General features: G+C 65.9%; 21 protein-coding genes. 15 read left to right on the top strand and 6 right to left on the bottom strand.

All coding sequences use genetic code 11. The annotated features are described in order from the left end of the window. Positions 1 to 149 precede the first annotated feature (149 nt). The 3 genes from ACXJL8_RS04805 (at position 150) to ACXJL8_RS04795 (ending at position 3,342) form a co-directional block, all read left to right on the top strand. Positions 150 to 656, top strand: a complete 507-nt coding sequence (locus ACXJL8_RS04805; protein ID WP_456622069.1) for a YciE/YciF ferroxidase family protein — start codon at positions 150 to 152, stop codon at positions 654 to 656. Between the two features lie 43 nt (positions 657 to 699). Next, positions 700 to 828 carry a hypothetical protein gene (locus ACXJL8_RS04800; protein ID WP_456622068.1) on the top strand — a complete coding sequence of 43 codons (129 nt, stop codon included), beginning with the start codon at positions 700 to 702 and terminating at the stop codon, positions 826 to 828. A gap of 114 nt (positions 829 to 942) precedes the next feature. Continuing rightward, a complete protein-coding gene (locus ACXJL8_RS04795; protein WP_456622067.1) occupies positions 943 to 3,342 on the top strand; it encodes a bifunctional diguanylate cyclase/phosphodiesterase in 2,400 nt (799 codons plus the stop codon). A gap of 3 nt (positions 3,343 to 3,345) precedes the next feature. Here the strand turns inward: ACXJL8_RS04795 and ACXJL8_RS04790 are convergent, their stop codons facing one another. Further along, entirely contained in the window at positions 3,346 to 3,780 is a 435-nt protein-coding gene (locus ACXJL8_RS04790; protein ID WP_456684681.1) for a hypothetical protein, read from the bottom strand. Positions 3,781 to 3,845: 65 nt separating this feature from the next. Between ACXJL8_RS04790 and ACXJL8_RS04785 the strand changes: the two genes are divergently transcribed. Further along, positions 3,846 to 4,433 carry a hypothetical protein gene (locus ACXJL8_RS04785; RefSeq protein ID WP_456622065.1) on the top strand — a complete coding sequence of 196 codons (588 nt, stop codon included), beginning with the start codon at positions 3,846 to 3,848 and terminating at the stop codon, positions 4,431 to 4,433. Between the two features lie 65 nt (positions 4,434 to 4,498). Then, positions 4,499 to 5,098 (top strand): YdcF family protein, encoded by a 600-nt coding sequence (locus ACXJL8_RS04780; protein WP_456622064.1) that lies wholly within the window; start codon positions 4,499 to 4,501, stop codon positions 5,096 to 5,098. A gap of 79 nt (positions 5,099 to 5,177) precedes the next feature. Here the strand turns inward: ACXJL8_RS04780 and ACXJL8_RS04775 are convergent, their stop codons facing one another. Beyond that, the gene (locus tag ACXJL8_RS04775) at positions 5,178 to 6,521 is read right to left on the bottom strand and encodes an aminotransferase-like domain-containing protein (RefSeq protein ID WP_456684680.1); all 1,344 of its coding nucleotides are present in this window, start codon (positions 6,519 to 6,521) and stop codon (positions 5,178 to 5,180) included. Positions 6,522 to 6,707: 186 nt separating this feature from the next. Between ACXJL8_RS04775 and ACXJL8_RS04770 the strand changes: the two genes are divergently transcribed. Continuing rightward, on the top strand, positions 6,708 to 6,944 hold the full coding sequence (locus ACXJL8_RS04770; RefSeq protein WP_456622062.1) for a DUF1127 domain-containing protein: 237 nt from the start codon (positions 6,708 to 6,710) through the stop codon (positions 6,942 to 6,944). A 378-nt stretch (positions 6,945 to 7,322) separates the two neighbouring features. On the opposite strand, the gene ACXJL8_RS04765 is transcribed toward ACXJL8_RS04770, so the two are convergent. Genes ACXJL8_RS04765 through ACXJL8_RS04755 form a run of 3 tightly spaced genes read right to left on the bottom strand, consistent with a single transcriptional unit; the run spans position 7,323 to position 8,819 of the window. After that, the gene (locus tag ACXJL8_RS04765) at positions 7,323 to 7,784 is read right to left on the bottom strand and encodes a hypothetical protein (protein ID WP_456622061.1); all 462 of its coding nucleotides are present in this window, start codon (positions 7,782 to 7,784) and stop codon (positions 7,323 to 7,325) included. A gap of 15 nt (positions 7,785 to 7,799) precedes the next feature. Next, positions 7,800 to 8,225, bottom strand: coding sequence for a universal stress protein (locus ACXJL8_RS04760; RefSeq protein ID WP_456684679.1), 426 nt, complete (start codon positions 8,223 to 8,225; stop codon positions 7,800 to 7,802). A 57-nt stretch (positions 8,226 to 8,282) separates the two neighbouring features. Continuing rightward, positions 8,283 to 8,819: a SixA phosphatase family protein gene (locus tag ACXJL8_RS04755; RefSeq protein ID WP_456622059.1), complete on the bottom strand. Its 537-nt coding sequence runs from the start codon at positions 8,817 to 8,819 to the stop codon at positions 8,283 to 8,285. Positions 8,820 to 8,912: 93 nt separating this feature from the next. Here ACXJL8_RS04755 and ACXJL8_RS04750 point away from each other — a divergent pair, with 93 nt between their 5' ends. The 9 genes from ACXJL8_RS04750 to ACXJL8_RS04710 all read left to right on the top strand — a co-directional run bounded on the left by ACXJL8_RS04750 (position 8,913) and on the right by ACXJL8_RS04710 (position 22,526). Further along, on the top strand, positions 8,913 to 10,382 hold the full coding sequence (locus ACXJL8_RS04750) for an NAD(P)/FAD-dependent oxidoreductase (RefSeq protein WP_456622058.1): 1,470 nt from the start codon (positions 8,913 to 8,915) through the stop codon (positions 10,380 to 10,382). 87 nt (positions 10,383 to 10,469) lie between these two features. After that, positions 10,470 to 10,982: a peptide-methionine (R)-S-oxide reductase MsrB gene (gene msrB / locus ACXJL8_RS04745; RefSeq protein ID WP_211385360.1), complete on the top strand. Its 513-nt coding sequence runs from the start codon at positions 10,470 to 10,472 to the stop codon at positions 10,980 to 10,982. A gap of 179 nt (positions 10,983 to 11,161) precedes the next feature. Next, on the top strand, positions 11,162 to 13,453 hold the full coding sequence (locus tag ACXJL8_RS04740) for a flagellar hook-basal body complex protein (protein WP_456622057.1): 2,292 nt from the start codon (positions 11,162 to 11,164) through the stop codon (positions 13,451 to 13,453). Positions 13,454 to 13,487: 34 nt separating this feature from the next. Beyond that, positions 13,488 to 15,371, top strand: a complete 1,884-nt coding sequence (flgK, locus tag ACXJL8_RS04735; protein WP_456622056.1) for a flagellar hook-associated protein FlgK — start codon at positions 13,488 to 13,490, stop codon at positions 15,369 to 15,371. A 21-nt stretch (positions 15,372 to 15,392) separates the two neighbouring features. Continuing rightward, positions 15,393 to 17,285, top strand: coding sequence for a flagellar protein (locus tag ACXJL8_RS04730; protein ID WP_456622055.1), 1,893 nt, complete (start codon positions 15,393 to 15,395; stop codon positions 17,283 to 17,285). Between the two features lie 71 nt (positions 17,286 to 17,356). After that, positions 17,357 to 18,139, top strand: a complete 783-nt coding sequence (locus ACXJL8_RS04725; protein WP_456622054.1) for a hypothetical protein — start codon at positions 17,357 to 17,359, stop codon at positions 18,137 to 18,139. Further along, a complete protein-coding gene (locus tag ACXJL8_RS04720; RefSeq protein ID WP_456622053.1) occupies positions 18,129 to 19,772 on the top strand; it encodes a hypothetical protein in 1,644 nt (547 codons plus the stop codon). The genes ACXJL8_RS04725 and ACXJL8_RS04720 overlap by 11 nt, the downstream gene beginning before the upstream one ends. Position 19,773: 1 nt before the next feature. Beyond that, positions 19,774 to 21,027, top strand: a complete 1,254-nt coding sequence (locus ACXJL8_RS04715) for an ATP-grasp domain-containing protein (RefSeq protein ID WP_456622052.1) — start codon at positions 19,774 to 19,776, stop codon at positions 21,025 to 21,027. Beyond that, on the top strand, positions 21,024 to 22,526 hold the full coding sequence (locus tag ACXJL8_RS04710) for a pyridoxal phosphate-dependent decarboxylase family protein (RefSeq protein ID WP_456622051.1): 1,503 nt from the start codon (positions 21,024 to 21,026) through the stop codon (positions 22,524 to 22,526). The genes ACXJL8_RS04715 and ACXJL8_RS04710 overlap by 4 nt, the downstream gene beginning before the upstream one ends. 90 nt (positions 22,527 to 22,616) lie before the next feature. Here ACXJL8_RS04710 and flbT read toward each other — a convergent pair whose 3' ends face one another. Beyond that, positions 22,617 to 23,057, bottom strand: coding sequence for a flagellar biosynthesis repressor FlbT (gene flbT, locus ACXJL8_RS04705; RefSeq protein ID WP_456684678.1), 441 nt, complete (start codon positions 23,055 to 23,057; stop codon positions 22,617 to 22,619). Positions 23,058 to 23,509: the final 452 nt, after the last annotated feature.

Below are 23,509 nucleotides of genomic sequence, written 5' to 3'. Positions count from 1 at the left end.
TTGTTCCCGCGCAAACGATCCGGGCTTTTTAGGAACGTCGCCGTCGCGCGCCGGTTAGCGACCCATCAGCAATCGAACATGGCGGAATTTTGCGGCTTTTCGTGCAGGCCGATGCCGCCGTGTTCCCGAAACCCGAGAGGATCGGATCGATGGGACTGTTCACAAAAGACATTAAGACGATGAACGACCTGTTCGTGCATCAGCTGCAGGACATCTATTACGCCGAGCAGCAGCTCACCAAGGCGCTGCCGAAAATGGCGGATAAGGCGACCGATCCGCAGCTGAAGCAGGGCTTTTTGACGCACCTGGAAGAAACCAGGCAGCACGTCAAGCGTCTCGAGGAGGTGTTCAAGATGCACGGTGCGCAAGTGAAGGCGGTGGATTGCCCGGCGATCGACGGCATCATCGAGGAAGCCGAGGAGACCGCCGGCGAAGTCGCCGACAAGGCGGTGCTCGATGCAGCCTTGATCAACGCGGCGCAGGCCGCCGAGCATTACGAGATCGCGCGCTATGGCAGCCTGATCGCCTGGGCCAAGCAACTCGGCCGCACCGACTGCGCAGCCGTGCTCACCAAGACGCTGGAGGAGGAGAAGGCGACCGACAGGAAGCTGACGACGCTCGCCGAGAGCAAGGTGAACCTGCGCGCCGCGAGCTAGGGAGTGTAGCCAGGAAGACGCCCTGCGGCCCACGCGCGGCGTCTTGCTGCTCAGATGTATAATCGGCCCGTGCCCGACCATCGTCGTCGGCGCCTGCATCTCGGCGTTCGGCTGCCTCAGCCTGCTCTGGATCGGCGCCGTGATCGGCTTCGGCGCGCAGGCGCGAGGATGAACAATGTGAGCAAACGCACACATCGTCTGTTCACCATCCCCGGAACCGGCTCGTAGCCGGTTACCGACTATCCACCTCTGCCGGTTTCTAGTGCAGGTCCCATAGAGGCCGGCAATGTATCAAGTTCTTTACTGTCTGACGGACCAGCATGACTGGAGCCTGGTCGCGCTTGGCGGCGCGGTGTGCCTGCTTGCCAGCGCCGCGGCGATCAGCCTGTTTCACCGGGCGCGCGCGACGCGGGGGTCGGGGCGTCTGGCCTGGATCACGCTGGACGCCGCCGTCAGCGGATGCGGCATCTGGGCGACGCATTTCATCGCGATGCTGGCCTACGGGCCGGGGGCCGACGGTGCCTACAACATTCCGGTGACGGTCCTGTCGCTGATCTTCGCGATCTCCGTGACCTTCATCGGATTGAGCATCGCGGTATCGTCGGCGCGGACGCCGTGGATCGTTCTCGGCGGTGCCATCGTCGGCGCCGGCGTCGCGACGATGCATTACACCGGCATGGCGGCGCTGGAAGTTCCCGCGCGCATTGCCTGGGTCGAAGGCACGGTTGTGGCCTCGGTCCTGTTCGGCATCGTGTTTGCGGCGCTGGCGCTGTTCGTCGCCGCGCGTCGCGACGACCTTTCCCATGCGCTGAGCGCGACCGCCCTGCTGACGCTCGCCATCGTCGCGCATCATTTCACCGCGATGGGCGCGGTGGTGCTGACGCCGGACCCGACGCTCGCGATCAGCGGGCTGTCGATCGCGCCGGGCTCGCTGTCCTTCCTGACCGCCAGCGCCGCGGTTGCGATCATCGCGATTGCGCTCGCTGCTGCGCTGCTCGACCGCCGTGCCAAGGGTGCATTGGGACGCCAGCAGTTCGTGCTGGACACGGCGCTCGAGAACATGTCGCAGGGGCTGTGCATGTTCGATGCCGACGGCAAGATCCAGCTCTTCAACGAGCGCTACGCTGCGTTGCTCGGCCGCACCGGCATTCCGCTCACCGGCCGCCTGCTCGTCGAGGTGTTGCGGGAGGAGCAGGCCAAGGGCCAGTGGCAGGGCGATGCGGACGAATTCTTCGCGCGCCTCGTCGTCGACGCACGCGAGGGCCGCACGACCAGCCAGGTCGTGAACAGGCTCGGCCGCTCCATCCGCGTCGTCAACCAGCCGATGCAGGGCGGCGGCTGGGTCGCGACCTTCGAGGACATCACCGATTGGCTGGAGGCGCAGGCGAAGATCACGCACATGGCGCGCCATGACGCGCTGACCAATCTGCCGAACCGCGTGCTGTTCCACGAGCAGCTCGAGCAGGGTCTGCGCCGCGCGAGATCGAACGACCAGCTCGCGGTGCTCTGCCTCGATCTCGATCACTTCAAGGACATCAACGATTCCCTCGGCCATCCCATCGGTGATGCGCTGCTCAAGGAGGTCGGCCGCAGGCTCGCGGCCGCGGTYGGCGAGAACGACACCGTGGCGCGGCTCGGCGGCGACGAGTTCGCCGTGGTCCAGCTCGGCCGGTCCGAGGAGGCCGCTGCGGCGCTGCTTGCCGGCCGTCTCGTCGAAGTGATCTCCGCGCCTTACGAGATCAACGACCATCAGATCGTCATCGGCGTGTCGATCGGCATCTCGCTGTCGCCGCAGGACGGCAGCGATCCGGACGAATTGTTGAAAAATGCCGACCTGGCGCTGTATCGCGCCAAGGCCGACGGTCGCGGCACCTATCGCTTCTTCGAGACCGGCATGGATGCGCGCGCGCAGGCGCGGCGCCTGCTGGAGATGGATCTGCGCGCGGCGGTACAGCGCGACGAGTTCCAGGCGTACTACCAGCCGATCCGTGACGTCGCCAGCGGCCGCGTCGTCGCCTTCGAGGCGCTGCTGCGCTGGAACCACCCGCAGCGCGGTCTGATCGCACCCGTCAGCTTCATTCCGCTGGCCGAGGAGACCGGACTGATCGTCCAGCTCGGCGAGTTCGTGCTGCGCTCTGCCTGCACCGACGCGGCGACCTGGCCGGACGATGTCGACGTCGCCGTCAACCTGTCGCCGGTGCAGTTCAAGAACCCGAATCTGATCGCATCCGTGACCGAGGCGCTGGCAGCCTCGGGGCTCGCGGCACGCCGCCTCGAGCTCGAGATCACCGAATCCGTGCTGCTCCAGAACAGCGAGGCGACGCTGACCACGTTGCATGAGCTCCGCGCCATGGGCGTGCGGATCTCGCTCGACGATTTCGGCACCGGTTATTCGTCGCTGAGCTATCTGCGCAGCTTCCCCTTCGACAAGATCAAGATCGACCGCTCCTTCGTGTCGGAGCTCGCGACGCGCGAGGATTCCATGGCGATCATCCGCGCCGTGACCGGGTTGGGGCGCAGCCTCGGCATCGTCACCACGGCGGAGGGGGTCGAGAACGACGCGCAGCTCGAACTGCTCCGGCGCGAAGGCTGCACCCAGGCGCAGGGCTATTTGTTCAGCAAGCCGCGTCCTGCGTCCGACGTGATGATCATGCTGAACCGGCCGCGGCTGCGCGCCTTGGCGTAAGATCTAGCTGCGGCGCAGCGCGAAATGCGCGCCGCAGAACGCCATCACGGCGCCGAGACAGAGCGCGGCAAGGCCCGCCAGCACGCCGGAGATGGTCGGGATCGGGCTCGGCGCCGAGGCCRCYTGSCCYGCTCCSGCMAGCAGCAGCACRCCGACCGCGATCAGGAAYTGCCGCATYCKCTGCGGGATCTGKCCGGAGACGGCGCTCTGCATCAAKGTCGCSGTGAAATAGCCSCCGGAGAARCCSACSGTSGCRATCAGCCACCAGGCGATCGCYGCGCCCGCSGGYATGAAYTCGTGCGTRTCGGARYGCCAGAGSCCGCCGAGGTCGAGCCCGTAGCGTGCGCCGAGCATGTGCACTGCGAGCGCGAGCAGCACGCCGGCGATCACGGCGGCGCCGAGAATCAGCCGGCGCGGGAAAAAGGTCGTCTCAGCCATGGCTCGCTTGTAGGATGGGCGAGGGCGGTCGCGCAAGCGGATCGCAGACGGGATCGAGTGTGAAGATGCAGCTTTCCGAGGCCCCGGCCGCTTCAGCCACGAGCTACGCCTACAAGGCGTCGCTGATCGGCTCGGCGCATCGCTTCGAGCTCACCGACGCCGGCCTGTCCTGGCGCATCGGCGGCCGTTCGGGCGTCTGGCGCTACGATGAGATCAGCGCGATCCGGCTGTCGTTCCGGCCGGTGTCGATGCAGCAGCACCGCTTTCGCGCCGACGTCAGCCATGCCGACGGCGGTCGTATCGCGATCCTGTCGACCAGCTGGCAGACCGCGGCGCTGATGGCGCCGCAGAACAACGGCTTTCGCGATTTCATGATCGAGCTGCATGCGCGGATGGCGAAGGCCGGCAGTCGCGCCGCGTTGACGGCGGGCCTCGGCCGCAAGACCTATGCGGCGGTGCTGGCGTTCCTGGCGGTGCTGGCGGTGGCGATGACGGGGCTGTTCATTCGCGCGCTGATCATCGGCGAATTCGCGGGCGTGCTGTTCATCATCGGCTTTGCCGCGCTGTTCGTCTGGCAGGTCGGCGGCTTCGTGCGGCGCAATCAGCCGCAGAGCTACAGCTTCGATCGCGTGCCTCGGTCCTTGCTGCCGTAGGACTTGCAACCGGCCGCAATCAAATGTGACTTCGCCGCCCGGCACCCATATCGCAGGGTGCGGCCATGTCAGCCATGGACCGCAGCCGCCGCCTGCCGACGGCGGATGAGATCGAAGCGATCAACCCGAGACATCTGATTGAAACGCCGCTGTCGCCGGCCGACCTGTTGTTTCTGTTCGGGACCCGTGAGGACGTTGCGCTGCGCGTCGCGACCGCCGCGCGGCTATGGCGCGAGGGCTATTTCCGCTGGTCGATCGTCAGCGGCGGCGTGACGCCGGGCTCGGAGCAATCCGAGTGCACCGTCATCAAGGCGGCGATGATTGCCGCAGGCATTCCGGCGGACCGCATCCTCGAGGAACATCGCGCGATGAACACCGGCGAGAACGTGATCCTGTCATTGCCGATCATCGATGTCGCGCTGGGGCTGCAGAACGTCCGCAGCGTGATCTGCCTCGGCAACACCTGGACCGCGCGGCGCTACCCGATGACGCTGCACCGGCACTGGCCGGGGGTGACAAAGATGCTGCTCACCGTCGACAGCTTCGCGACGCCGCGCGCGCTTTGGCATACGGACGCCGAATTTCGTCGCCGGATCCTGCACGAATGGGACAAGATCGAGCCGTACAAGGCGAGGGGCTTTATCGCGGACTGGCCGGAGAGCTGACGGGCGGGGGGTATGGATTCTTGTTTTGACGCGTTTTCTTGACGCGAACCGGTATCCACTTCGCTCGAAAACGCTCTAGCTACTCCGTCGAGTCAAAATCCTCTTCCTTGGTGCCGAGCAGCGAGACGATCGTGCGCAGGCCGGAATCGAGCTGCTCGAGCGAGGGCGGGGCGAGCGCGAGCCGCACCGCGTTCGGCGCATGGCCATGCGCGATTGCAAACGTCGAGGACGGCGTCAGCGCGATGCCGCGCCGCGCGGCTGCGGCAACGAAGGTCTGCGAGCGCCAATGCGGCGGCAGCGTCAGCCAGAGATGATAGGAGCGGGGGTCCGCGGCGAACTGGTAGCCGGCCAGCAGTCTTGCCGCAGTCTGCTGGCGGCGTGCGGCGTCGATCCGCTTCAGCCGCGTCAGCTCGGCGACGGTGCCGTCGGCCATCAGCCGCTGCCCGGCCGCGAGCGCATGGCCGGAGGCGATCCAGCCGCCGGTGCGGACCGCGCTCATCACGCTCTCGCGCAGATGCGGCGGCGCGACCAGGATGCCGMGCGCGAGGCCCGGCGCGACCTTCTTGGACAGGCTGTCGACCACGATGCAGCGGTTCGGTCCGAGCACCGCCAGCGGTGTGTCGTCGGCGAGGAAGCCGTAGACGGCGTCCTCGATGATGGTGAGGTCGAGCTTTTCGGCGACGCGCATGATGTCGGCCCGCCGTGTCGCGTTCATGGTGACGCCGAGCGGATTCTGGATGATGGGCTGGAGATACAGCGCCGACAGGTGCGCCTCGCGATGCGCTTTCTGGATCGCGTCGGGACGGGCGCCATACTCGTCCATCGGAATCGGGACCAGCGTCACGCCGAGCCGCGCGGCGATGCTCTTGACGTAGGGGTAGGTCAGCGCCTCGACGCCGCAGCGGCCGCCGGTGGGAACGAGCGCCGCGAGTGCGGCCGCCACCGATTGCTTGCCGTTGGCGGTGAAGACGATCTGCTCGGCCTGCGGCGTGTAATCCTTGCGTGCCAGATAGGCGGCGGCGGCATTGCGCGCGCTCTTGGTGCCGGTGCTGGTCGAGACGCGCAGCGCAGCTTCGAGTGCATCGACGCGCTCCAGCCCCGCGAGACTCTTGGCGATCATCGCCCATTGCTGCGGCAGCAGCGCGTAATTGACCTCGAAGTCGATGCGCGCGTCGCGCGGCTCGCTCATCGTCTCGACTTCGCGCCTGATGTCGCCGGAGATGAAGGTGCCGCGGCCGACCTCGCCGACCACGAGGCCGCGGCGGAGCAATTCCGTATAAACCCGGCTCGCGGTCGAGACCGCAATGCCGCGATCATAGGCAAAATTGCGCTGCGGCGGCAGCCGGTCGCCGGGCCTTAACGTGCCGTTAGAGATATCGAGGGCAATGGCATCGGCAAGCTTCACGTACTCGAACTTGGACATTATTGCACCGAGAGCAATGTTTTCCTTGTACCGAGGATTGTACTGGAGCATTTAAGTTCCATCAAGGCCCGCGATTGAGCCGAGGAAAGCGAGAGCAATCCGAAGGCAAATCAGGAGCAGACGCTTCCAGCGTCTGCGCCAACGGCATCTCTTTCGCCGTGCGGGACGACAGGCCGGAGAAGGAAAATGACCACGATCTCGCAGACTGCCGGGCGGAATTTACGCCCATCCTCATCGAGCGGATTTTTCCGCGCGCTCGCCAATGGCGCCTATGCGCTGTTCGAGCGCCTGGAGCGCCGCTCCGCCGTCAAGACGCTGAACGAACTCGACGACCGCGCCTTGCGCGACATCGGGATCACGCGCAGCCAGATCGAGGACGCCGTCTACGGGCAGGTCAAAGCCGAGCTGACGCGGTATCTGTGACGCTTGGCCGATCGTCATGCCCGACAAGTCCCGGGCATGACGGCCTCGCGAGAGGTGTACAATACCTCAACACCGTCATTGCGAACGCAGCGAAGCACCAGAGTCTTTCCGCGGCGACAGTGTCCATTCCTCGAAGGATGTCGGCCGAGATGCAGCCGGGCCGTCGCCCTTCGAGGCTCGCCACGCGGCGCGTTGCGTCGCATGGTTGGCAGCTCAGGGTGACCGCGGCACCACCGGCATTCTGGGTGTTTTGCCCGACAGGTAGCGCGATATCTTGTAGCCCGGATGGAGYGGAGCGTAATCCGGGAATCCATCCAGGCGAAAAAAGCGGCCCCGGATTGCGCTGCGCTCCATCCGGGCCACGAGGGTGTCGATGGATCAGGCGAAGGCGGCTTGGTCCCACGCTCCGCCAAGAGCTCGATCGCCTTCAGAGAGGTCGGACTTGCGGCGAGGCCTTGTCGCCGAACCCGCGTCACGCCGGTGCCTGGCATCGATCCGTCCCACGCTGATGCGAAGGCGCGCAACCAGCGCCGCAGCGCGCGCAGCCGCCCGCCTCACGAGGAACGCAATCGTCGCGGCCCGGCTCAGAATGCTGAGCATCAACACCACCGAGAAGATGTCGATATAGGCGACGAGATCCCCGACCAGCATCAGCGCGGGAGGCAGGGGTACGTTGTGATAATAGGCTAGCAGCAGGATGCCCAGGGGGATGAGGGCCGCCACCTTTCGCCATGTCAGCCGCTCCAGCAGCGCGGCGAATTGCACCACCAGCGCCTCCCACAGCGCGTCGCCGATCGCGAGCGGGATCTCATGGCTCCACTTGCGCCACCAGTTCTTCACGACATTGCTCCGAGGTCAGTGCCTGACCACCAGCACCGAGCACTTCGCATAACGCACCACATGCCCGGCGTTGGAGCCGAGGAAATAGGTGCGCATCGCCGGCCGGTGCGAGGTCATCACGATCAAATCGGCCTTCACGTGCACGGCCTCCTCCAGGATCTCGTGATAGATGCCGCCCTGGCGCACCACGCTGGAGATGCGCGCGGCGTCGATGCCGGATTCGCGTGCGACGATGGCGAGCGCCTCTTCCGAGGTCTGGYGCTGCTGCTCGTCGAAATCGGCCGGGACGTATTCCGCCAGCATCACCGGCGTCATCGGCAGCACGTTGAGCAGGCGCACCGCGCCGCTCCAGGTCTGCGACAGCGTTGCCGCGGTGGCGATCGCCGGCTTTGCCAGATCCGTGTCGGCGAGGTCGATGGGCACGAGGATGGACTTGAACATCTGCGCCTCCCTCTCAATTCAAACTGGCTCAACCGGTCGAGACGGCGCCCGCGCGTCTCATCCCAGTCGAAGCAGCTTGGGGCTGACGAACAGCACCAGTTTGCCGCGGCGGTAGGCCACGTCTCCCCAATCCTTGACGTCAAAGTCGAAGATCGCAAGCCCCGCGGTGGGCAGGTTGTGGGCGAGCGCCTTGGCGCCGGCCGGATCGCCGCCGCCCGTCAGCATCAGCGCGGCCTCGTGCATGCCCGGATTGTGCCCGACCAGCAGCAAGTGCCGGGGATTGGCCGGGATGGTTGCAGTGCGAATGGATTCGAGAATTTGCGCAGGGTCGGCGCCATAGAGCTCCGGCAGGATCTCGACCTGCGGCGCCGGGACACGCTTCTTCATCGCCTCCCAGGCGACGTCCCAGGTCTGCCGGGCCCGGACGGCGTGCGACACCAGAACGGCATCGGGGAAGGGCGGATGGGCGGCGATCCAGTCGCCGATCTCGGCGGCATCGGTGTGGCCGCGGTCATCCAGCCGGCGATCCTGGTCACGGCCGCTCGGCGCGTCAGTCTCGGTCTTGGCGTGACGCAGCAGCATCAAACGGCGCATGGCATTCTCGAATCGTTATGTGTCCGGGATAATCTACCGGCGCCGGCTGAGGACAGGGTGACAAGCGCCGGCACAGTCCTCTAAGAAAACGACATGAGCGAGACTTTCACAAGCGTGTCCCAGGAAGAAGCCGGCTTTCGCGAGCGCGCACGGCTGTCGTTCGACCTCGATGCCGACATCTGCGTCATCGGGGCAGGGTTGGCCGGGCTCTCCATCGCGCTGGAAGCGGCCCGGCTCGGGGCCAGCGTCGCGGTGCTCGAGGGCCGCCATATCGGCTGGAACGCCTCCGGCAACCAGCTCGGCACGGTGATGCCGGGCTTTGCGCTGCCGCTCACCGAGCTGATCGAGCGCATCGGCTTCGAAGATGCGCGCGAATTGTGGACGCTGTCGAAGGAGGGGGCCGAGTTCGTCCGCGCCAACGCCACGGAAGAGAACATGCCGGGCATCGGCTTGAGCGACGGTGTGCTGGAGGTCTCCAACGTCGATGCCGGCGACCGGCTGATCAGCCGGTTGCAGATGCTGACCGAGGATTTCGACACCGATGTCGAGGGCTGGCAGGTCGATCGCGTCCGCCAGGTGCTCAAGACCGATCACTACTTCCACGGCGTCTATTATCCGAGGGCATTCCAGGTCGACGGCCGCAAATATGTGCATGGCCTCGCGGCGCTGGCGCGGCGGGCTGGCGCCCGCATCTTCGAGGATACGCCGGTCGTCAGCATCGATCATTCCGGCATCCGCAAGCGCATCGTCACGCCCTCGGCGCGGCTGCGCGCGACCCACATCGTGCTCGCCGGCAACATCCATCTCGGCGCGCCGCTGAAGCGGTTGTCCGAGACGCTGCTGCCGGTCTGGCGCTACGCCGGCATCACCGCGCCGCTCGGCGAGCGCGTGCACGACCTCGTCGGCTTCAAGGGATCGGTGATGGATTCCGACGGCGTCGACCATTTCCGCATTGTCGACGGCGATCGCCTGATGTGGGAAAGCCCCGAGACCACATGGGCCGCGCGCCCGCAGCGCTTTGCCGGCGCCGTCAGCCGCAGGATCCGCACCATCTTCCCCGGTCTCGGCAATGTCGAGATCACCGATACGTTCGGCGGCGCCACCGGCCAGACCGTGCACGGCATGCCGCAGATCGGCCAGCTGCGCAAAGGCCTGTGGGTGGCGAGCGGGTTCGGGCGCCAGGGCATGAACACCTCGGCCATGGCCGGACAGCTGATCGCACGCAGCATCCTGTGGGGCGACGAGCGCTGGCGGCTGTTCTCGCCGTTCGAGCTGGTCTGGGCGGGGGGCGCGACCGGGCGGGTCGCAGGCCAGTTGGTCGGGGTCTGGGGCAGGGCGAGTTCCGCCGCCGCGGGGTCGCTCGCCCGCTACCGCGAGCGGGCGCGGGTCAAGGACCGGGAACGTGAGGCGCGGCTCGCCGAAGCCAACCGGGCCGCCGGCACCGGTCCACGCCGTCCGCCAGCCGGTGTCCGGCCGCGGCCGGCCCCGCCGCCGGAACCTGCGGCCCAAGACGCAATTCGGGTCCCGGAACCGGCCGCGCAGGACGGCAGCATCTCGCAATAAGTTGAGAGAAATTCCGCCCGGAAGTGTAACGTCGGCCGTTAGAGCCCGTATCTCAGGGCGTGGGACTCCCCGCTCACGGAGAATGAGATGTTTGACCGCCGCATCCTGCTAACGACTGTCGCCGGCCTGTTCGGCCTTTCGGCCTTCCGCTGGCTGAGAGGAACACCCGCCGAGGCTGGCGAGAAGGCCGCGCAGAAATTCGAGATCGAGAAGACGGACGCCGAGTGGCGCGCCCAGCTGACACCGCAGCAATATGAAATTCTGCGTAAGGAGGGCACCGAGCGGCCCGGCTCCAGCCCGCTGTTGAAGGAGCACCGCAAGGGCATCTTTGCCTGCGCCGGCTGCGACCTGCCGCTGTTTGCGTCCGACACCAAGTTCGAGAGCGGCACGGGTTGGCCGAGCTTCTACCAGCCGATCGAGGGCAATGTCGGCAAGACCGAGGACCGCACCTTCGGCATGCTCCGCACCGAGGTGCATTGCCGGCGCTGCGGCGGCCATCTCGGCCACGTCTTCGACGACGGTCCGAAGCCGACCGGACTGCGCTACTGCATCGACGGGTTCGGGCTGGTTTTCCACCCGGCGGCAGCGTCGGCGACTTGAGGTTTGGTACCGGCAATTGTTGCCGGCCCGGCAATTGTGCCCCGGTCATCGGACCGGGGCTTGTCTATTTAAGTCATTGATTTCCTGAGAATACCCGCATTGGCATAGGCCTTGCGACTGTCTCTCCCGACTGCGGCCCTGGTCGACCGGCCGCCGAGATCGGATTTGGAGACAAAGTTATGGGTATCTTCGATGCAATGAACACCTCGGTGGGTGGCCTGCAGGCGCAGTCCTACGCGCTGCAGAACATTTCCGGCAACATCGCGAACTCATCCACCACCGGTTACAAGGGCATCGGCACCAGCTTCGTCGATCTCATTCCCGACGCCTCGGTCCCGAGCAAGCAGGTCGCGGGCGGCGTGACGGCCAACGCCAAGGCGACGATCACGACGCAGGGCACAATCTCCTCGTCCACCGTCGCCACCAACATGGCGATCACCGGCGACGGCTTCTTCTCGATCCAGAAGGCGACCGGGATCGTCGACAACGTCCCGGTGTTCAGCGGCGTCACCTATTACACCCGTCGCGGCGACTTCCAGCTCAATGCCAACGGCAATTTGGTCAACGGCGCCGGCTATTATCTGATGGGCACCACGGTCGACCCCAAGACCGGCAACCCGACCGGTAACGTCGCCACCGTCCTGAAATTCCAGAACAACTTCATCCCAGCACAGGCGACCACCTCGATCCAGTACGCCGCGAACCTGCCGTCGCAGCCGAACACGGCGGCGAGCTCGACCGCGGCGGCCAAGACGCTGCTGGCGGCCGGGGGCCTGAACCCGTCGGATTTCGCCGCCAACCCGCTGATCGTCGGCACGCCGCCGCCGCCTTATGTGAACGCGACGGTCTCCGGCGCCGCCGCTACCGGCAATCTGCGCTCGGCCTACACGTCGACGACGGTAACCGGCTCGGTGGCCCTGCTGAACAGCGCATCGGCCGCAGCGAGCAGCGGTACGTCCCTCGACCCGAACGCAAGCCCGCATCTCGGCGTCTCGTTGGCCGGCCAGACGTTGACCATCAACAACGGCAGCGGCCCCTATACGATCACCTTCGACAACACCGCGACGGGCATCACGACAACCGCCACCAGCACCGTGATCGGCGTGAAGGCCGGCGCCACGACGACGGTGAACGATATCCTCACTGCGATTCAAACGGCCGGTGGCGCCGGCAACGGCGTCACCGCCACGATCACCGGTACCGGCAACATCCAGATCGCAGGCGGCACCCTCGTCGATCTTGCGATCAGCGGTAGCGCGGCGACCACGCTCGGCCTCAGCAACGTGACGCGCGGCGGCAACGTGCTGTCCACGCCYCCGATCACCGGCAATACGCTGCTCAGTGGCGCTGCGACGGCTGGCAATTCGGAAGTTCTTTCATCGGGTTTCCAGGCAGGGTCGGCGGGTCCGCCCGTCGTTAATCCCGATACGATCACCGTGAACGGTCAGACGCTGACTTTCGTCTCCGCGGCCCCCCCCATTAACAACCCGAACCAGATCAGCGTCACTGACGACATCTCGACCTTGCTTCAGAAGATCGACTTTCTCGCCGGCACTTCAGGCTCGTCGATCAGCAACGGAGTGATCACGCTGAATACCGGCACCGCAAACCCCTCTTTGAACGTCTCCAGCAGCAACACCAATGCGTTCGCGGCGCTCGGCTTCACCGCAGCCGTTTCCAAGCCTCGCGGCGGCGGCGGGACGGCCGGCACGGGCACCGTGATCGGCAACGACGTCGCGACCTTCACCAAGGAAACGATCAGCGGTGGCGCGGTGACCGCCTACAATGCGGCCGGCACGCCGGTGAATCTGCAGCTCCGTTGGGCCAAGACCGACAGCGCCTCGCTGGGAACCGGTCATTCCGACACCTGGAATCTGTTCTATCAGACTGACCCGAACGCGACCGGCACGAACGTTGCGTGGATGAACACGGGACAGGCCTTCACCTTTGCCGCCGACGGCTCGCTGACCTCGCCGAGCAGCTCGGGCATTACCATCAACAATGTCACCGTCAGCGGCCAGTCGCTCGGCTCGGTCGCCTTCAACATCTCCCAGGGCGGTCTGACGCAATATGCCAGCACCAGCGGCGCGGTAACGATCAACACCATCACCCAGAACGGCTACGCCGCCGGTCAGCTCCGCTCCGTCGCCGTCAACAACAGCGGCCTCGTGGTCGGAACCTTCTCCAACGGCCAGAACCTCGACCTCGCCCAGGTGACGTTGTCGCACTTCAACGGCACCAACTACCTCAAGGCGCTCGACGGCGGCGCCTATGCAGCGACCGACCAGTCGGGCCCTGCGATCGACGGCGCTTCGGGCACCATCAGCGGCTCGTCGCTGGAAGGCTCCAACACCGACATCGCCGACGAGTTCACCAAGCTGATCGTGACCCAGCAGGCCTATTCGGCCAACACCAAGGTGATCACGACCGCGAATTCGATGGTGCAGGACCTCCTCAACGTGTTGCGCTGATCGGCGCGTGACGTAACCAAAGGCGGCCAGTGATATGGGTTTGAGTTCAGCCCTCGCCAGTGCGATGAGCGGTCTGCGTGCCAACCAGGCCGCGCTCTCGATCGTTTCCTCGAACGTCGCCAACTCGCAGACGCCGGGTTACGTCGTCCAGACGCCGAACCAGATCGAGGTCACCACCGGCGACTTCGGCTCGACCGCGATGACGACCGGCGTCAGCCGGGAGCTCGACACCTATGTGCTGAACCAGCTGCGCACCGAGACCGGCGGCAGCGGCTACGCCGACCAGATGGCCAACATCCTGAAGCAACTTCAGAATGTCTATGGCAATCCCGGCGGCAGCGGCACACTCGAAACCGCGCTGAACAACTTCACCACGGCGCTGCAGGCGCTGTCGACGAGCGCGGGATCGTCCTCGGCGCAGACCGTGGCCGTCGGCGCGGCGCAGGCGCTGGCGCAGCAGCTCAACGTCACCACCAAGGGCATTCAGTCGCTGCGCTCCAACGTCGAGCAGGATCTCGGCACCTCGGCGCAGCAGGCCAACGCGGCGATGCAGAAGGTCGCCGACATCAACACCAAGCTCCAGGGCCTATCGGCGAACGACCCGTCCGCCGCGACGCTGATGGATCAGCGCGACCAGGCCATCAACACGCTGTCGAAATATGTCGACGTCCGCGTCACCACCGACGGGTCGAACCAGGCCAATATCTACACCACGACAGGTATCCAGCTGGTCGGCGCAGGGCTCGCCTCGCAATTCACTTTTGCGTCCGCCGGCGCGCTGTCGGCGACTTCGCTCTACAACACGGATCCGGCCAAGTCCGGCGTCGGCGCGTTCAACATCAAGCTGCCGAACGGCTCGCAGCTCGACGTCGTCGCCAACAACGTGGTCTCGTCCGGCCAGATCGCGGCCGATCTCAAGCTGCGCGACCAGACGCTGGTGCAGGCGCAGACCCAGATCGACCAGCTTGCCGCCACGATGTCGAGTGCGCTGTCGGACAAGACCACGGCCGGCAGCGCGGTGTCCGGCCCGCCGGCCGGTTTCGACATCGACCTTGCCGGCGCGCAGCCGGGCAACACCGTCAACCTGACCTACACCGATACGGCGACCAACACGAAGCGCCAGATCACGCTGGTCAACGTGACCGATCCGGCGGCGCTGCCGCTCCCGAACGCCACCAATGCCAACCCGATTCAGATCGGCGTGAATTTCTCCGGCGGCATGGGCGCGATCGCGTCCGCACTCAACACCGCGCTTTCCGGCTCGCATTTGTCGTTCTCCGCCGCCCCGTCGCCGGCGACGGCCACCACGCTGCGGGTGACCGACGACAACACTGGCCTTGCCAAGGTCAATTCGTCCTCGATCACCAAGACGATCTCGTCGCTGACCTCGGGCAATCCGCAGCTGCCGCTGTTCACCGACGGCGGCCAGGCGCTCTATACCGGCGCGATCACCGCGTCGGGCTCGCAGATGACCGGCCTTGCCGGGCGCATCGCCGTCAACACGCAGCTGGTCAGCGATCCGACCAGGATGTCGGTCTACAACACCTCGCCGGTGACGCCCGCGGGCGACACTACGCGCTCGGACTATCTTTATTCGCAGCTCACCTCGGCGGTGTTCTCCTATTCGCCGCAGAGCGGTCTCGGCTCGGCGAGCCAGCCCTTCACCGGCAGCGTCTCGAACTATCTCCAGCAGTTCCTGAGCGTCCAGGGCAACGCCGCGACCCAGGCGACCCAGCTCCAGCAGGGCCAGAGCGTCGTGGTCTCCACGCTCCAGGCCAAGTTCAACTCGACCTCCAGCGTCAATTTGGACTCGGAGATGTCGAACCTGATCCAGCTCCAGAATGCCTATGCCGCCAACGCTCACGTGATGTCGGTGGTGCAGGGCATGATGAACACGTTGCTCCAGGCTCAAGTGTAACAAGTAACAGGGCTCTGAAACATGTCGATCAGCAGCATCAACTACTCCTCGTCGGTTCTCGGCTCGCAGATCCGCAACATCAATCAGCAGCTCACCGATCTGTCGACGCAGCTCTCGACCGGCAAGCTGTCGCAGAACTATTCCGGCATGGGCACCAACGAGGGCTTTGCGATCGCCTCGCGCGCGCAGCTCTCCAACATCGCGGCCTATACCGACACGATCACCAACGTCAACGTCAACATCAACCTTGCCAATACCGCGCTCCAGTCGCTGACGACGATCCGCAATACGGTGCAGACCGGCTCCGCGAATTCGGCGCAGGCCCTCAACGTCAACGGCCAGACGATCGCGCAGAACACCGCCGCCGCCCAGTTCGGCTCGATGGTCGGTGTTCTCAACACGCAGTCGGGCAACCGCTATCTGTTTTCCGGAACCGCCTTCAACACGCAGCCGGTTGCGGATGCCGGCGACATCATCAACGGCACCACGACCCAGGCCGGCTTCAAGACCGTCATGGCGGAGCGCCAGGCCGCCGACCTCGGTGCCAACGGCAAGGGGCGGCTGGTGCAATCGACGTTGCCGTCGGGCGCAATACAGGTGTCGGAGGATTCGGCGACGTCGCCGTTCGGGCTGAAGATCGCGGCGGTGTCCTCGACGCTGACGGGCGCGACGGTCACCGGGCCGAGCGGCTCACCGGTATCGTTCTCGGTCAATCTCAACGGCGTCAACCCGAACAACGGCGACAAGCTCAGTATCCAGTTCACGCTGCCGGACGGCTCGACCGAGCAGATCGACCTGACGGCGTCCAGCGCGACGCCGACGCCGGTCGGGAGCTTTGCGATCGATGCAAGCACCCCCGTCAACCCAGCCAACACCGCAACGAACCTCAACACCGCGCTGGACACCGCGATCACGAAGCTCGCCAACACCTCGCTGGTGGCGGCGTCCGCGATCGTCGCCGGCGACAATTTCTTCAACACCGCGAGCTCCGCGATCGGCGCGCCCGTCAACAACCAGGCGGCCACGCCAGCGCCAATCACCGGCGCGACGGCGCTGTCGGGCACGAGCCCCTCGGATTCGATTTCGCCGGGCTTCGTCGCCGGCGATACCCTCACCGTCAACGGCACCACGCTCACCTTCGTCAGCTCGGGCGCGACCGGCAACCAGCTCAATGTCGGCGACAGCATCCAGACCCTGCTCGGCAAGATCGACCAGATCACGGGGACCTCGAAGCCGTCGACGATCCATGGCGGTTCGATCACGATCAAGACCGACGATGCGGCGAGCCTGAGCATCTCGGGCTCGTCACCCGGCGCGACCGCCGCGCTCGGCGCACTCGGTTTCAGCGCGACGCCGGTGACAGCGACGCAGCCGCCGCTGCGCGTCGGTTCCTCGCCGGCGAGCTCGGCGACCACGCTGGTCAACGGCTCGGCGAACACCGTGAAATGGTACCAGGGCAATGACGGGCCGGGCTCGGCGCGCTCGACCGCGGTGGCGCGGGTCGACGATTCCGTGACGGTGCAGTATGGCGCGCAGGCGGACGAGGATGCGATCCGCCGGCAGCTGCAGGCGATCGCCGTGTTCGGGACGTTCTCGACCTCGCCGACCGGGCAGTATTCGGGCGGGCAGGTCGCCGCGCTCAGCCTGCGCACGACCCAGGCGCTGACGCAGCAGCCCGGCCAGCAGCGCATCGAGGACATCCAGACCGACATCGCGATGGCCCAGAACACGATGAAGGACGCGAGCACGCGCCAGACCCAGGCCAAGGCGCAACTCCAGAGCATCGTCGACCAGGCGGAATCGGCTTCGCCCGACCAGGTCGCGAGCGAGATCCTGGCGCTCCAGAACGCGCTTCAGGCGTCCTACCAGGTGACCTCGAATCTCGCGCAGCTCTCGCTCGTCAAGTTCCTGTAGGGATGCGTTAAGGCGTCGTTAACCATGCCTCTTTACCTTTTGGTGAGGATTGGAGCGGGGCGGAGCCGTCGATGTCGGACAAGATGCAACTGGTGGTGGCCACGCCGTGCTTCGGCGGGCAGGTTTCGAGCATCTATGCGAGCTCGATCTTCGCGCTCCAGCGCGCCGTGCACGGCATGTCCAATCTCGAGCTCAAGGTGCTGCTGCGCGACGGCGATGCCCTGATCACGCGGGCGCGGGCCAACCTGGTCGCGCTGTTCCTGGACGATCCCAAGGCGACGCATTTCCTGTTCATCGATGCCGACATCGGGTTCAAGCCGGAGCAGGTGTTTCGGCTGATCGAATGCGGAGCCGATGTCGTCGCCGGCTGCTATCCGATCAAGCGCGTCAACTGGGACAAGGCGAAGCGGGCGATCCAGGCCGGCCGGGCCGATGTGCCGGCGGCCTCGCTCGATTACGTGCTCGAGATCGAAGATCCCGACCGCATCGTGGTGGTCAACGGCTTTACCCGCGTGCGCTATGCCGGCACCGGCTTCCTGATGATCCGGCGCCACGCGCTGGAAGCGATGTGCCGCCATCCGAACCATGCAGGCCTGCAGTTCTTCCGCGAGCATTCCCACGATACGCTGGCCGCGAGCCAGAACCGGTTCGCGCTGTTCGAATGCATGATCGATCCGGCGACCGGCACCTACCTTTCCGAGGATTTCGCCTTCTGCAAGCGCTGGACCGATATCGGCGGCGAGATCTGGGCCGACATCCAGAGCTCGCTCGACCATGTCGGGCCGTCGGTGTTCCATGGCGACATCGCTTCGCAATTCGCGCCGGCGCCCGCGGCGGCGGCCGATGCGGCGTGAGCCTTCCGGGATGAGCATCGGCGCATCCCATCCGTCGGTCCTGGAGCGCGCGTCCGACGGCGGCTCGCGCTACCGCCTGCGCGATCTCTTCACGCCGCTGGACACGCTGCTCGTCTCTGGTGGAGACCCGCGGCTTTCGCTCGATCCGAAGCACCGCGTCAACGCCTATGGCTGCGCGCCGTCGCCGGAGCCCGAGATCTGGAATTTCGCCTCTTCGACCGCGTCCACGATCTCGCAGGCGGCCTACGACCGCGCTGCGCTGGCGCGCGAGGAGCTGATGCACAAGTGCCTGTTCGACGAGGTCGAGGTCGCCTTCGACGCGCGCTGCGAGGACATGCGCGACGAGCTGCGCGGCCACCTCCAGCTCTCGCCGCGCGTCGACATTGTGTTCTCGCCGTCCGGCACCGATTCCCAGCTTCACGCGCTGTTCCTGGCGCACACGGCGCTCGGCGCGCCGCCGGTGACGATCGTGGTCGGCGCCGACCAGACCGGAAGCGGCACGGCCTACACCGCGCGCGGTCGCCACTTCAGCTCGATGACGGCGAGCGGCCTTGCCGTGCGCAAGGACGGCGCGGTGGCGGGGCTTGCCGGCGACAGCGTCGCGCTGCCGCTGCTCGGTTCTGCGCCCGGCATCACGATGAGCACCGACGCCGATGCCGCCGTGCTGCGTGCAGTCGAAGCCACAATCGCGCAAGGCGCGCCCGTGCTGCTCCAGATCATGGATACGTCAAAGCTCGGCTGGCGCGCCCCGAGCCCGGCCTGTCTCGACGAGATCGCGCGGCGGTGGCCGCGCAAGGTCCAGGTCGTCGTCGATGCCTGCCAGGCGAGGCTCGGGCGCCGGCGGCTGCGTTCCTATCTCGACCGCGGCTACATGGTGCTGATCACCGGCTCGAAGTTCTTCGGCGGGCCCGCCTTCAGCGGCGCGCTGTTGGTGCCCAAAGGCATGTCGCGATCGCTCGACCGGGTTGGCGGGATCGCGCCGGGCTTCTTCGACTATGCCGGTCGCAGCGACTGGCCGAAGGCCTGGACTGCGTTGCGTTCGCGCTTCGAGCGCCGGCCGAATTTCGGTCAATGGCTGCGTTGGGAAGCGGCGCTCGCGGAGATCGGCAGCTACTATGCCGTGCCCGGGGCTTTCCGCGCCAGGGCGCTGGCCGAGCTTGCAGGCGGCATCGACAGCATGATCGCGCTGTCGCCGTCGCTTCAGGCCGTTCCAACCGCGGTCGAGAAGGCCGGCGCGGACGACGAGGAATTTGCCCAAGCCACGATCTTTCCGTTCACGCTGCTGCGCGACGGCAGACCGGTCTCGATCGCCGAGACCGGAGCTGTTCATCGCGCGCTGGCGGTCGACATGAACGACGAGATCAGCGGCAGCGCGGCGGACCGGCAGGTGGCCGCGCAGCGCTGCCTGATCGGTCAGCCGGTCCGGCTGGAGCGGCAGGACGACGCGCCGCGGGCCGTGCTGCGGCTCTGCGTCGGCGCGCGCCTCGTGACCGAGGCCTGGTCCGCGGACGAGGCGCAAGCGCGACGCAATCTTCAGCATGTACTCGACCGGGTCGCCCATGTCCTGGTGAAGATCGAGCTGCTGCTTGACCGTGCCGCGACCGCGCCGGGGATGTCTGTGCTTGAGGTGTAAGATGCTGCATCCTGTTTCCGCGCCGAACGGTGCGACCACGCCGAACTATTCCGACCGCATCGGCTTTGCGCAGTTGACGCGCCGGGCCTTCGAGGGCGGCGATCTGCATCCGTTGCGCGAGCATCTTCTGGCGCGGATCGCGGCGGGAACGGCGGAGGCGGGCGAAGGCCTGGATCTGTCGCTGATTGCCCAGCTTCTCGGCGAGAAGGAGGCCGGGCTCGTGATCCAGACCGAGGTGCTTTCCTTCCATCAATTGTTTCGTACGCCGTGCGCGGTTTCGAAACCCCGGTTGCGTGTGCTCGCGCTCGCGGCCGATATCGACATGGGCGGCAACACCCCGATCGAATTCCTGCTCGAAGACTCCGACATCGAGCTGCTGACGCTGTACGTGGTCAAGGGCGTCGGCCTGCCGGCGACATTGCCCGATCACGACGTCGCCATCGTCGTTGCCTCCGATTCCGAGGAATGCCGCGAGGCGCTCGCCGTCATCGAACAGGCTGCGCCACGCTGGCCGCGGCCGCTGCTCAATCGCCCCGAGCTGATCGGCAATCTCGATCGCGACAAGCTCTACCGGCTGCTGGCGGGCATCTCTGGTCTCGACATTCCCGCGACCGTCCACGCGATGCGCGCGCAATTGTCGAAGCTTTCGGAAGGCAAGATCGCCTGCGAGGACATCACGGGCGAACTGCGCTTTCCGATGATCGTGCGGCCGCGCGGTACGCATGCCGGCGTCGGGCTCGCGAAGATCGACGATGCAGCGGCGCTCGCTGCCTATCTCGCCGAGCGGCAGGAGCAGGATTTCTTCGTCGCGCGCTTCGTCGACTATTCGAGCGCCGATGGGCTCTACCGCAAATATCGTCTCGCCATGGTCGACGGCAAACCCTACGCCTGCCACATGGCGATCGCCGATCGCTGGGACATCTGGTACCTCAACGCCTATATGGCGTTCAGCGAAGAGAAGCGGGCTGAAGAAGCCGTCTTCATGCTCGGCTTCGACCACGCTTTCGCGGCGCGCCACAGAGCGGCGCTCGACGAGATGAGCAGGCGCGTCGGCCTCGATTATTTCATCGTCGATTGCGCCGAGAACCAGGACGGCGAGCTGCTGGTGTTCGAGGCCGACAACACCGCCGTCGTGCACAACATGGATCCCCCGGCGGTGTTTCCCTACAAGCCGCCGCAGATGCGCAAGATCTTCGCCGCGTTCACGGCGATGCTGTCGCAGCACGCAAAGGCTGGCGAGGAGAGTGCAGCATGAACGAGATCATCCGCAACACCCAGGCAGCCGGCGCTCACGGCTCGCTCGACCCGCAGGACTGGAGCGAGTTTCGCGCGCTCGCCCATCGCATGCTGGATGAGACGATCGACGGTATTGCCAACGTCCGTCAGCGTCCGGTCTGGCAACCGATCCCCGACGATGTTCGTGCGGCATTCAGGACCGACGTGCCGCGCGAGGCGAGCGATCTCGCCGACGTCTATCGCGAGTTTTCCGAGCGCGTCGCGCCTTACGCGACCGGCAACGTTCATCCCGGTTTCATGGGCTGGGTGCATGGCGGCGGCACTGCGGTCGGGATGCTCGCGGAGATGCTCGCGGCGGGCCTCAATGCCAATCTCGGCGGACGCGATCACATGCCGATCGAGGTCGAGCGCCAGATCGTCGACTGGATGCGCCGCCTGTTCGGTTTCCCCGAGAGCGCGAGCGGCATCTTCGTCACGGGCACGTCGATGGCCAATCTGATGGCGGTGCTGGTGGCGCGCACCAGCGCGCTCGGCTCGCTGGCGCGGCAGTACGGCATCGGCAATGACGGCGCGCTGCTCACCGCCTACACGTCGCGTGCCGCCCATGGCTGCGTCTCGCGGGCGATGGACATTGCCGGGCTCGGCACCGATGCGCTGCGCAAGATCGACGTCGATGCCGATCATCGCATCGACGTCGCCGCGCTGCGTGCGCAGATCGCGGTGGACCGCGAGGTCGGCTTCAAGCCGTTCCTCGTCGTCGCCTCGGCAGGCACGGTCGATATCGGCGCGATCGATGACCTCAAGGCGATTGCGGAGCTGTGCCGCGAGGAAGGAATCTGGTTTCACGTTGATGGTGCCTTCGGCGCGCTGGCGATACTCTCGCCCGAGCTTGCACCTTTGCTCGACGGTATCGAGCTTGCGGATTCGATCGCGCTCGATTTCCACAAATGGGGGCAGGTGCCTTACGACGCCGGCTTCCTGCTGGTGCGCGACGGCGAACGGCACCGGCAGGCCTTTGCGCAGCCGGCGGCCTATCTGCGGCGCGAGGCGAGGGGGCTTGCGGTGGGAGCGGTCTGGCCCTGCGATCTCGGGCCCGATCTGTCGCGCGGCTTCCGCGCGCTGAAGACCTGGTTCACGCTGAAGACGTTCGGCACCGACCGCCTGGGCGCGGTGATTGCGCGAAGCTGCGCGCTGGCAAAGTATCTGGAGACGCGCATCCTCGCCGAGCCGCGGCTGGAGTTGCTTGCTCCGGTCAATCTCAACATCGTCTGCTTCCGCTACCGCGGCGCCGACGATGAGATCAATCGCGAGATCGTCGCCGACATTCAGGAATCCGGCGTGGCGGCGCCGTCGAGCACGACCGTCGCAGGCCAATTGGCGATCCGCGCCGCGATCGTCAATCACCGCACCGACGAGACGGACATCGAGGCGCTTGTGGCTGCGGTGCTGGAGTTCGGCGGACGACGGAGCCGCGTCGGCCTGGTCGAGGTCGAGGCGCCGCCGCTCGCGGCGCAGTGACCACGAACGCGGCTGAGAACGACAACGGCCCCGGAGATGATCCGGGGCCGTTGTCGTTCGCGCGGGTGCGCGTCAATCCGAGATATGTGCTCAGGCGGCCGAGCTGACGTCGTTCTTGTCTGCTTCCACCTTGGGATGCGTGGCCTCGTACTGACCCCGAAGCTTCTCTTCATAGGCGATCAGCTTGCGGGCATCCTTGAGCGCCCGGTAGAGATCGCCGCTCATGATGTTGTTGTTGATGGCCTCGATGATCGGCCAGGAGCTCGGCACGGCGGTGACGATATCGCGCACCAGGTTGAAATAGGTGCCGTGCTGGGTCTGCGGATCCGGCGAGATGTACATCAGCTGCACCGCCAGATAGACGAGCTTGGCCGGCGTGTCGGCGGTCTCCGGCGTGAGGATGTCGCRCTCGCGCAGGATCGGCACGTTCTCGCCGTCGATCAGAAGGCGGGCGCGCTGGTCGGTGTTGGTGATCACGCAGTTACCGACAATGATGCGTTCGTGCGGTCTGAGCTCGACCTTGAGGGCCATGCCTGTTCTCCATCAACGCTTTCGTAACCGAGCGTGTGTTGCGGCGGATCAAGGCGCAATACTCCATCAAGATTAGTTAACGACTTATGAATCTCGGCGATTGCCGCCAAAAAAATCAATCATATCAACGTTGAAATCACCTGGCGAAGCCGCATCGCCGGCGTGCGGATCGACCGAATCGCGCGCCGACTCAACGAAAGCGCCGATTTCATTTCATGTTTCGTTAGAGGTCTCGGCGCCACGGTCCGCCGGTCGCTGGGTCAATCTCGATCCAAGCAGACGCGTAACAGTAGCGTCGTTTACCAGAAAGGTAACAGAGTCATGTCCGGTATCGTTCTCTCCTCCTCGGTTCGTCAGAACCTGCTCTCCCTCCAGTCCACCGCTGACCTCCTCGCCACCACGCAGAACCGTCTGTCGACCGGCAAGAGCGTCAACTCGGCCCTGGACAATCC

The sequence above is a fragment of the Bradyrhizobium sp. P5_C11_2 genome (assembly GCF_054049755.1).
Note: the sequence above shows the minus strand (reverse complement) of the source record. Positions and strands in the feature narration are given on the sequence as shown.